9 protein-coding genes and 2 tRNA genes are annotated in these 10,096 nt (G+C 39.4%); 9 read left to right on the forward strand and 2 right to left on the reverse strand.

The genetic code is table 11. The annotated features are described in order from the left end of the window. The first annotated feature begins 187 nt into the window (after positions 1-187). The 4 genes from KKC46_12445 (at position 188) to KKC46_12460 (ending at position 4,156) form a co-directional block, all read left to right on the forward strand. Complete coding sequence (locus KKC46_12445; GenBank protein MBU1054615.1) at positions 188-1,504, forward strand: hypothetical protein; 1,317 nt, start codon at positions 188-190, stop codon at positions 1,502-1,504. Positions 1,505-2,212: 708 nt separating this feature from the next. Then, complete coding sequence (locus KKC46_12450) at positions 2,213-3,172, forward strand: hypothetical protein (protein MBU1054616.1); 960 nt, start codon at positions 2,213-2,215, stop codon at positions 3,170-3,172. A 221-nt stretch (positions 3,173-3,393) separates the two neighbouring features. Then, a complete protein-coding gene (locus KKC46_12455) occupies positions 3,394-3,567 on the forward strand; it encodes a hypothetical protein (GenBank protein ID MBU1054617.1) in 174 nt (57 codons plus the stop codon). After that, positions 3,539-4,156, forward strand: a complete 618-nt coding sequence (locus KKC46_12460; GenBank protein ID MBU1054618.1) for a DUF4143 domain-containing protein — start codon at positions 3,539-3,541, stop codon at positions 4,154-4,156. The genes KKC46_12455 and KKC46_12460 overlap by 29 nt, the downstream gene beginning before the upstream one ends. A gap of 124 nt (positions 4,157-4,280) precedes the next feature. Here the strand turns inward: KKC46_12460 and KKC46_12465 are convergent. Both KKC46_12465 and KKC46_12470 read right to left on the reverse strand, forming a co-directional pair. After that, positions 4,281-4,358 (reverse strand) — tRNA-Glu (locus KKC46_12465). Positions 4,359-4,425: 67 nt separating this feature from the next. Continuing rightward, a tRNA-Lys gene (locus tag KKC46_12470) sits at positions 4,426-4,501 on the reverse strand. Between the two features lie 544 nt (positions 4,502-5,045). Here KKC46_12470 and KKC46_12475 point away from each other — a divergent pair. The 5 genes from KKC46_12475 to KKC46_12495 all read left to right on the forward strand — a co-directional run bounded on the left by KKC46_12475 (position 5,046) and on the right by KKC46_12495 (position 9,921). Then, entirely contained in the window at positions 5,046-5,828 is a 783-nt protein-coding gene (locus tag KKC46_12475) for an electron transfer flavoprotein subunit beta/FixA family protein (protein MBU1054619.1), read from the forward strand. A 68-nt stretch (positions 5,829-5,896) separates the two neighbouring features. After that, positions 5,897-6,862, forward strand: coding sequence for an electron transfer flavoprotein subunit alpha/FixB family protein (locus KKC46_12480; GenBank protein MBU1054620.1), 966 nt, complete (start codon positions 5,897-5,899; stop codon positions 6,860-6,862). A gap of 144 nt (positions 6,863-7,006) precedes the next feature. Continuing rightward, entirely contained in the window at positions 7,007-8,335 is a 1,329-nt protein-coding gene (rimO, locus tag KKC46_12485) for a 30S ribosomal protein S12 methylthiotransferase RimO (protein MBU1054621.1), read from the forward strand. Next, positions 8,332-9,312: a polyprenyl synthetase family protein gene (locus tag KKC46_12490; GenBank protein MBU1054622.1), complete on the forward strand. Its 981-nt coding sequence runs from the start codon at positions 8,332-8,334 to the stop codon at positions 9,310-9,312. The genes rimO and KKC46_12490 overlap by 4 nt, the downstream gene beginning before the upstream one ends. 66 nt (positions 9,313-9,378) lie before the next feature. Further along, a complete protein-coding gene (locus tag KKC46_12495) occupies positions 9,379-9,921 on the forward strand; it encodes a CDP-alcohol phosphatidyltransferase family protein (GenBank protein MBU1054623.1) in 543 nt (180 codons plus the stop codon). Positions 9,922-10,096 lie beyond the last annotated feature (175 nt).

Here is a 10,096-nt window from a genome sequence, read left to right on the forward strand (position 1 = left end):
ATCGCTACTTTTGCTTTAAACGTTGCTCCATGATTCCTTCTCAATTTCTTCATTTTACCGCTGCTCCTTTCTATATTTTAAAATCAATTTAGAACAGCTTTACCACTTAAGCAACTGTACAGTTTTTCCCGACCAGCTCTGCTATGACGGTACCGGCATATTTAGACAGAGTGGCGGTACTAATACGGTGACAAATGATCTCTATCTCGGAAGAAATTCCACCGGTGTTGGCAGATACAATCTTAGCAGCACCGGCTCACTGTCGGCTAAGAACGAATACATAGGCTATGACGGTACCGGCATATTTACTCAGAACGGCGGAACAAATACAATTACTAATAATCTTATTATTGCAAATTCTGTCGGCCGTTTGGGAATATATACCATATCCGGAGGAACCCTGACGGCAGGCACCATATTCAATAATGATGAATTTGAAATGTCCGGCGGAACGGTGAATTCTTCGATTAACAACAGCGGCACATTTTCATACACTGCAGGAAATCTCAACGGGCAGTTGATAAATGACGGCACGGTCTATTTAAATGGCGACTTTACTGCCTCAAACGGCATGATAAATAATACCTCGGTTGCCATCAACACGGGCCGCATTGTGACCCTTAACGGATCAGGGCTGGAAAATAACGGCAGTATGTATCTCGACGGAACCTTGCAGGGAAACGGCCCTCAAGTAAATAACGGCCAGATGTATGTAAAAGGCACAATCGGAGGCTCCGGTGGTTTGACAAATAAAGGCACCATGACACTAACCGGCGGTACAACTACGGTCAATGCTGATGTTACCAATCAGGATACCGGCAAAATAGAAGTTGCCTATAACCCGGCTATCTTTACCGGGAATGTTATCAATAACGGCACTTTTAAGACCACAGACACGAATGTGGCTTTTGCAGGGAACTTTACCAACAACGGCGCTTACATCAGCGATCCTTCCACAAACTATTTTAATGAACTTACTATCGGAGCCGAAGGCTATCTGCTGGGCGGCCTTGGAGACAATTTCTTTACTGAAACAAACCTCATAAACAACAGCACTCAGGATACGCTTTGGAATACCGATGATGCGCTTTTGGGTTTTAGTGGCACAGGTTCTCACGAATACTATCTTGCCGGTGAAGATCTGGGGGCGGACATTTCAGGATATACCGATAATTTTGCATGGGGCACATTAAATGTAGAAGGCAATTTAAACCTTTTTGACGGCAATGCAACAGAAGGCGGGGCGCAATACCTTTCTGTTCTCGACGGAGCTGTTTTGCTTGGTGACATTGTAAGCAATATATCCGGACAGGACGGGCTGAATATTTACTACCTGGCCTCAGCATCTGGAAACGAGTACTTAAACGGATTGAAATATAACCTGACCAGCGGCGGATTTCTTATACCGGTAGAAAATGCTCCTGTGCCGATTCCTCCTGCTATCTTGCTTTTTGGAACAGGACTTCTTGGATTAATTGCTATCCGCAGAAGGGTCTGCAGCTAAAGGCGAAGGTCACAATTAACCAGCATAGAGCCGGAAAAAGAAAAAAGCCATTATAGAAAAAACCGTCATAGACCGGTATCCTGATCTTTTACTGTCGGTTTTCTTTACAGTTTCAAAAACTCAGTTGATATTTGTAATATATCTATTTTATTGATTAATAATAACAGCGCGAATATATTATTATTTTTTCAAGAAATTAATGTCGGATTATTTTACAATATACAATTTAATATAAATGCTTTAGAGAGATAATATCTATGATATCTAATAGATACATATATGGTGCATATTTTGCTTAACACTATTTTCTGTAGTTAAGCTTATTATTAATTGAAATAACTTACTTTAGTTATTGGTCACCGATTTAAAATTCCCAAGAGCCAATTTCAAAATGCCCCATTTTGGCCGATCTCTGCGTTGGGTTCAAATTTAAATCCTCTAAATATTTTATGATGGATCTTGGTGATGTCGGTATTTATGTTTCTTGTTCCGGGGGCAGGATATGCGGCTGACAAATCATGGATTGGCGGAACAAGCTGGTGGAATTACAGCGACCAGTGGAGTCCTGAAGGACAACCGAATGACGGAGATTATGTTTACCTGATCCAGTCGGATGCAACCGACAGAATTGTTAAATATTATAATACACTGTATCCTTCGGCAATTCTGAATGAATTGAAGATTAGCGCAACAGGTGACGACGGCACAATGACCCTTAGCCATATTTATGGTAATTACCAATTAGCCGCAAACTATGAACATGTCGGCTACAACGGCAAAGGTGAAGTTATTCAAAGAAATGGCTCAAATGCGGTAATGATAAATAGAGCGTGCACTAGCGTCACAAACATGAAAACCTTAATAATTCTATTTTTGTCTATATCATTAATTTCATGTGGACAAATAGGCGCATTTTTTAAATCGACGGATCATTTTATTCAACTTGAATCAGATAAGCGGATTTTTTGCGAAAGCGATGCGTTGGATATCGCATTGCAGGTCGCACAGAATTTGGAGAATTCAATTAAGATAGTTGAAGAGAATCAGTATGGTCCGTTTAACAAACCTATTTTGATTTATGTTTGTGGTACCAAGGAAAACTTTGCTAAGTTCACAGGCTTGAATCAAAAAATCAAGGCTGCTGTTTTCAATGAAAAAACATTTCTTTCGGCAAGTCTTAGGGAGCAACCCGAACGGATACAGACCCTGACAACCCATGAACTTTCACATCTCCTTTTTATTCAGCAAATTGGAACCTCAAAATATGTTCACAATATTCCAAGCTGGTTCGTTGAAGGTTTGGCTGTTTTTGTTTCAAATGGTGGAGGTGCTGAAAATGTAAGTGAGATAGATGCTGCACATGCTATTTGTGATGGTGCTTGCTTTTATCCAGAAAGCACTGGAAGCTTTTTATTTCACAAAACCGCAAGTTCATATCATTTGAAACCTCATATGTTCTACCGCCAATCAGCCATGTTTATTCAGTTTATGAAAGAATTTGATCCTGTAAAATTCAAAGGACTACTGCAAGCCATCCAAAATGAGGCAAAATTTGATCACGCTTTACATGCATCATATGGAAGAGATATTGACGCGTATTGGGCAAAATTCAAAGAAAACCTAACAAAGCAAATTAACTCTGATGCTAATTCCGCTGCGCTCCATTAGCACCGGTTATTTGCAGTTCACAAGAAGGAAACAATAATGGCAAAATGTTCAATATGTAATTCCCGCAAGGGAAAACGAAAATGTATGGCTGATGATTCGTTCATCTGTAGTCTATGTTGCGGCCAGTCTCGCAACCCTGATAAATGCACAGGCTGTTCCTATTATAAAGACGTTTCACATAATAGAAGTACCGTAAAGTTCCCTTCTACGGAACTCAGCAAATGTCTGATTCAATGAAACTTCAGGATATTTCAAATGTGATCGAATCAATCTTGTGTGGATTTGATATTGAAGCCAAAAATGAGTTCACAGATAAAGCAACACTACAACTCTTAGAAGCAGCTTTTGATAAATATTATTTCAATTATGATCAGACAGTTGCAGCCATGGCATGAAAATATTTCAAAGCGACAAGTAAAGGCGCCTAAAATATATTTTCGGGATTCAGGATTACTTCATTGCCTGCTCAGCGTATCTGATAAGCATTCACTTCTGGGCCACCCGCGTACAGGTGCATCCTGGGAAGGATTCGCCTTAGAGCAGTTTCTTAAAATTGTAAAACCTCCCGAAGCATATTTCTGGTCTACTCACAGCGGAGCGGAAATTGATCTTTTTTTTCAATATCGTGGTCGCCGATATGGGATTGAATTTAAATTCAGCGAAGCTCCGAAAATATCAAGATCAATGCGCATAGCCTTAAATGATCTTCAACTGGATTATCTTTGGATAATATATCCCGGCCAGCATAGCTTCCCGGCAGATGATAAAATAACTGTTTGCCCGCTGACCGAAGTTACAGAATTGGCTAATCAGTTATTTAAGAAGCAGATCATATTTTGGTCAATTATTTCCATCTGTTGGTTTGGATGTATCCTGAATCGCCTTGCTGTTTCGAAAAATCAAATATGGGTTGGCAAATCAAAATACTATCTTTCGAGCCAGTTTCAAAACTCCCCATTTTGGCCGATTGCCGATGTATTATAAAGTATGATGTTCAAATCGTCGATTATCACTAAAGGAGAAACTGTTATGATTAAGAAGGTAAATTATAGCGCCAATAAAAAAAGCAAGTTATTAAGAAACATAACTTGCTTAATTTTATTTTAATTGGCGTCCCCAAGGGGATTTGAACCCCTGTCGCCGGCGTGAAAGGCCGGTGTCCTGGACCGGGCTAGACGATGGGGACGTGATTGATACTATATAATATATTTAAATTAAAAAGCCAACAATAATTAGCTAATATTTAGCTTTATTGGTGGGCCGTGCGCGACTCGAACGCGCGACTCTCTGCTTAAAAGGCAGATACTCTACCGACTGAGTTAACGGCCCGTGAAAAAGAATCTTTTTTTACCACATAATATATGCTTGTCAATAAAAAAACACCATAACTTTAAAACAGTCAGATTTATAAATTATTAGGCCTGCAATAAAACAGCTAATTACCTAAGGTGGATAATGAGCTTAAATGGTGAAATCACAATAAAGCGGTTTAAGTTCAACTCCACAAAATTGTTACAGTATCAAAATTTGTTTGACAAGAATTCGATAGTCATATACTCAATTCAAATTATAGCTGGTATTAGCCGCAACATCAGGTGCAGTGTTTGTGGCTACCTTAAAAGCTATCGGTCGAATTATTTATACATGAACCATTGTTCGACTAAAATTCAACTGTGCGGTGATCTTCAATTTGCTTTAAACGGTTATAGACAGACAGCCTTTTCCAGCCGAATATAAAGTCATTATTGGACTTTTTTTATACTAAGGTGTCAGCCCTTAAGTATGAGAAGATACCGTATATGGCATTAGCTGTCTTTTTAAAAAGCCTTGAAGGCTGATTTAATATAAAATAATGAAGGGAGGAATATAAAAATTGGAATTAATAGTATTGTTAAAACAGGTGCCATCGACTGAATCTTTTGTTGGAATTTCCGAAGATGGAAAATCAATCAAAGCCGGTGATGCAAAACTGGTGGTAAACCCTTATGATGAACTTGCAATAGAAGAAGCTCTTAAATTAAAAGAGGCTAACGGGGGTACGGTAACAATCGTTTCGGTAGGTACGGATAAGGCGGTTGAGGCAATAAGAACCGGGCTTGCCATGGGTGCCGATAAAGGGATATTAGTTAATGATCCTGCCACTCAGGGATGCGATGGATTGCAAACAGCCAGAGTTCTTGCAGCTGTGATAAAGGGTATACCTCATGATCTTATAATTGCAGGCCAGAGAGCTGTAGATGATGATAGTTATGTTGTGGGTTCAGCTGTTGCTGAATTTTTAAATATTCCGTCTATTGCAATGGTTGCAAAAGAAACTATCGCTGATGGGAAAATAATGTGCGAGAAAACAGTTGAGGGAGGCACAGTTACAATTGAAAGTACTCTTCCCGCTCTTATAACAACTCAACGCGGATTAAACGAACCTAGGTATGCATCTTTGCCTGGCATTATGAAAGCCAAGAAAAAACCTCTTGAGATTAAAAAGCTTCAGGACATCGGACTTGATGCTGCCGGAATGGGAAGCCAAAAGACAAAAGTCATATCTTTTATGTTGCCACCTGAAAGAAAGGGCGGAAAGATCATTGAGGGAGAAACCGATGCAGATAAAGCCAAAGCACTTGTGAAGGCTTTACAGGAAGAAGCAAAGGTAATCTGATATTTGCCTAAAAGATCAAAAACATAAAAACAAATTGAATTTATAGATATTTTATTAAGGAGATAGATATGTCTTGTGGTGTACTTGCAATAACAGAACAGGTTGATGGTGTTTTCAGGAAAGTTTCGTATGAAGCGCTAAGCGAAGGAAGGCGTATAGCCGACGGATTAGGCTGCCCCCTTTCGGTAGCGGTTCTCGGCTCAGGTATAAAAGCTGGCGCCGAAGAGCTTGGAAAATATGGCGCTGAGAAAGTATTTGTAGCTGATGATCCTGATCTTAAAGAATATATGACGGATATTTATACAAATGTAATTGCCGGGATTGCTGCAAAAGAGAGCCCCCGCATGATTATACTGGGCGCATCATTTAGAGGAAAAGAACTTGCTGCCAGACTGGCTGCAAGACTTGATGCCCCCATAGCTATGGATTGTATAGCTGTAAAAATTGAAGGCGGTAAAGTTATCGCAACTCGGCCGGTTTACGGTGGGAAGATTCTGGCCAATGTTGAACTTGAAGGAGAACCTTCGGTAGTAGCAATACGGCCTAATTTTATGGCGATTGCAGAAGTGCAAAAAACTGCTGCTGTTGAAGATGTTGCAATCGATAAAGGTAAAGTTGACCTTAAGTTTGTGGAAAAGAAACTTGAAACAGGCAAAGTTGAATTAACGGAAGCTGATGTTATTGTTTCGGGTGGCAGGGGTATGGGAGGCGCTGACTTTTCAGTTATTGAAACTCTTGCGGGACTTCTCGGAGGTGCTGTTGGCGCTTCGCGTTCTGCGGTTGATGAAGGATGGAGATCTCATTCGGATCAGGTCGGGCAAACCGGAAAAGTTGTTTCCCCTAATCTTTATATAGCCTGTGGTATATCAGGTGCAATTCAGCATCTTGCCGGAATGTCGTCATCAAAGGTTATAGTTGCTGTGAATAAAGATCCGGAAGCTCCCATTTTTGCAAAAGCGGATTATGGGATCGTAGGAAATTTGTTTGATGTTGTGCCTTTGATCACAGAAGAAATTAAAAAGGCTAAAGGATAGAGCCAGTTCCAAAACGCCAATTTTATAAAATTATTAAATTGATTATATATAAAAAGTCTTGCAAAAATTAGTTTTGCAGGACTTTTTATATAATACTTTCAAAGTCTAAAGCCTTTTGCAAGTCCGTCTAACATTGGCTCGTATATGAAAAGACATGTAAACAATGTATATCTTGAAAGTCTTGGTTGTGCAAAAAACCTTGTTGATAGCGAACTGCTGTTGGGAAGGCTTGCCGACGCAGGATATAATGTAGTTTTTGACCCTGCTAAAGCCCGTACAATTATTATAAATACTTGCAGCTTCATAGAATCTGCAATAAATGAATCTATTGAAACGATTCTTGAGCTTGCAAAATATAAGAAAAATGGGAAGTGCCGCAGAATTATAGTAACAGGCTGTCTTCCGGAGCGCTTCAGGGAGAAAATAATTAAAACTCTTCCGGAAGTAGATTTTTTTCTCGGAACCGGTGCATATGGTAAGATAGTGCAGGCTGTTGAGGGGATTCCGATAGCATCCGGCATTCTTTTGCCGGATCCATGTTTGACTTTATTAAACTATGCTGCCGAGCCCAGAATCAGAACTTTACCTTATATGGCTTATTTGAAGATTGCTGAAGGATGCAGCCGCCGTTGTACTTATTGTGTGATTCCTAAGCTTCGCGGCAAACAACGCAGCCGCAACATTGGAGATGTTGTTTTAGAGGCAAAAACGCTTATAAAATCCGGGGTAAAAGAACTGATTCTTGTTGCTCAGGATACATCGTCTTATGGAAAAGATATTGGCACTTCCGTTAACCTTGCAAAGCTTATTGAAAGAATTTCAGCTTTATCGGATGATATTTGGATAAGAATCCTATATGGCCATCCTGAAAGCATGGAAGATGATACGATTAAAGCTATATCTCAAAACAAAAATGTTTGTTCCTATTATGATATTCCGATTCAGCATGCAAGCCGTAAGGTACTTAAAAAAATGGGGCGAAATTACAGTCAGACGAAGATGCTTAAACTTTTTGATAAAATACGGTCGGCAAATCCGGATGCTGTTTTGCGCACAACCGTAATTACAGGTTTCCCAGGCGAGACAAATAAGGAGTTTGATGAACTGTTATCATTTATAGAAAAAGTAAAGTTTGATCATCTTGGTGCTTTTGTTTATTCCGATTCTAAAGACATTGCCTCCCATAAGCTTACAGAGAAGGTTCGAAAAAACGTTGCGAAAAAAAGATATGACAGAATAATGTCCTGCCAGATGGAAATATCTTCTCAAAATAACAGGCGCCACGTAGGTAAGGTTTTTGATGTGCTGGTTGAGGAATTCCCTGAAGAAAATCTTTATATAGGACGCACTAAATATCAGGCGCCCGAAGTGGACGGCATAACATATGTTAGCGGAAAAATGAAAATTGGCACTTTTGTCAGGACAAAAATTACTGATGCTCTTGAATATGATCTTGTTGGAGAACCCGAATGAAAGATTTAAAGCAAGAACTTCTTTCAATGGTAGGAGATGATCTTGCTGAAATTGAAGTTGCGCTTAAAGATAATTTAAACCCTTATCTTGACCTTGTTTCCGATGTTGCCAAACATATTCTTTTTGCAGGTGGCAAAAGATTAAGGCCCCTTCTTATGGTGCTTTCGGCTAGGGTCTGTGGTTATAAGGGCGGTTATGACAAAGTTTTTTCAACGATTTTTGAATATCTTCATGCCGCTACACTGTTACATGACGATGTCATAGACGGGGCTCAGTTAAGAAGAGGAAGACCCGTTGCAAATTCATTATGGAAAAACTCCTCGGTGGTTTTAACCGGTGATTTTCTGCTTGCGCGGGGTCTTTCCATTGCCGCAGCTACAAAAAAACCAAGCATTATCAAAATAGTTGCCGAAATCACCGAAAGCATGTCTCAGGGAGAAATTGAACAGCTTTTAAGAAAAGGTGATGTAAGTATTACAGAAGAAGAATACAGAAAAGTAATATGGCGTAAGACTGCCGTGTTATTCCATGGTGCATGTAAAATCAGCGCCCGTTTGGCAAATTCATCAAAGCGTGAAGAAAATGCTATATCTAACTATGGAAAGAATCTTGGGTTGGCTTTCCAGATGGTTGATGATCTTTTGGACTATACGCTTGATACAAAAGCTCTCGGGAAAGGAGTAGGCGCTGATTTAAAAGAAGGAAAAGTAACTCTTCCGGTTATATATGCCTTGAAACAAGCGGATTCAAAAGATCGCCTCAAAATGGAATCAATAATAAAAAATAAAAAATTTTCTGGCTCTAATTTTAAATTACTGATAACCTTACTTGAAAAATATGGTGGGATTTCATATACGGACCAATGTGCGAAGGATCATGTTAAGCAGGCAAAAGATTCATTGCTTGTTTTTAAACCTTCAAAAACAAGAGACATATTAGAATTTATTGCCGATTATACTCTTTTAAGAAAATCCTGACCCTTTTTTACCGACCAGTAAGTAAAGGCTTTGCTATCACAACCTGCCGGGAATAAGCATATGAAAATCAATATCCCAAATATTTTGACAATTACAAGGATCTTGCTTGTCCCGCTTTTTATTATTTTTCTGATCAGGGATTTATATGTTTCCGCACTCATTGTCTTTGTATGTGCTGGATTGAGTGATGGTTTAGACGGTTTTATTGCACGGTATTTCAACCAGCGCACTGAACTTGGTGCCTATCTTGATCCTATAGCAGATAAACTTCTTATAATCTCAGCCTATGCCAGCCTTGCTGTTATTAAAATAATTCCGGGCTGGCTTGCGGTTATTGTGATCACGCGGGATGTTCTTATACTTCTTGGGATAGCGATTTTTTCTTTAACGGATATAACTATTGAGATTAAGCCAAGCCTTGTGAGTAAATGCACAACGTTTGCACAATTGGGAACTGTAGTATTTATTCTTTTTAACCCGACTATTTCTGATGCGGTAACAATTAAACATTATATTTACTGGCTTACTGCAGGGTTATCAATTATATCCGGCTTTCATTATATTTATAAAGGTATGAATCTTCTCCAGGAATCTTCGATAGAGAATTAGATACTAATATTGCATGTGGATAAAGCCAGTTTATCGAGCCAGTTTCAAAACGCCCCATTTTGGCCGATCTCTGCGTTGGGCTCAAATTTCAATCCTCGAAATACTCAATGTATTCCTGTGGTTGAAATTTTCGCCCGCCTTGAGCTTGACCAAACTGAAACGTTTTGAAAGTGGC

The sequence above is a fragment of the Pseudomonadota bacterium genome (assembly GCA_018817425.1).
In the GTDB taxonomy this organism is placed as follows: domain Bacteria; phylum Desulfobacterota; class Desulfobacteria; order Desulfobacterales; family RPRI01; genus RPRI01.

Coding starts and splice junctions, on each gene's coding strand:
- KKC46_12450 (MBU1054616.1), top strand. CDS start 2,213: ATGACCCTTAGCCATATTTATGGTAATTACCAATTAGCCGCAAACTAT.
- KKC46_12455 (MBU1054617.1), top strand. CDS start 3,394: ATGTCTGATTCAATGAAACTTCAGGATATTTCAAATGTGATCGAATCA.
- KKC46_12460 (MBU1054618.1), top strand. CDS start 3,539: ATGATCAGACAGTTGCAGCCATGGCATGAAAATATTTCAAAGCGACAA.
- KKC46_12480 (MBU1054620.1), top strand. CDS start 5,897: ATGTCTTGTGGTGTACTTGCAATAACAGAACAGGTTGATGGTGTTTTC.
- rimO (MBU1054621.1), top strand. CDS start 7,007: ATGAAAAGACATGTAAACAATGTATATCTTGAAAGTCTTGGTTGTGCA.
- KKC46_12490 (MBU1054622.1), top strand. CDS start 8,332: ATGAAAGATTTAAAGCAAGAACTTCTTTCAATGGTAGGAGATGATCTT.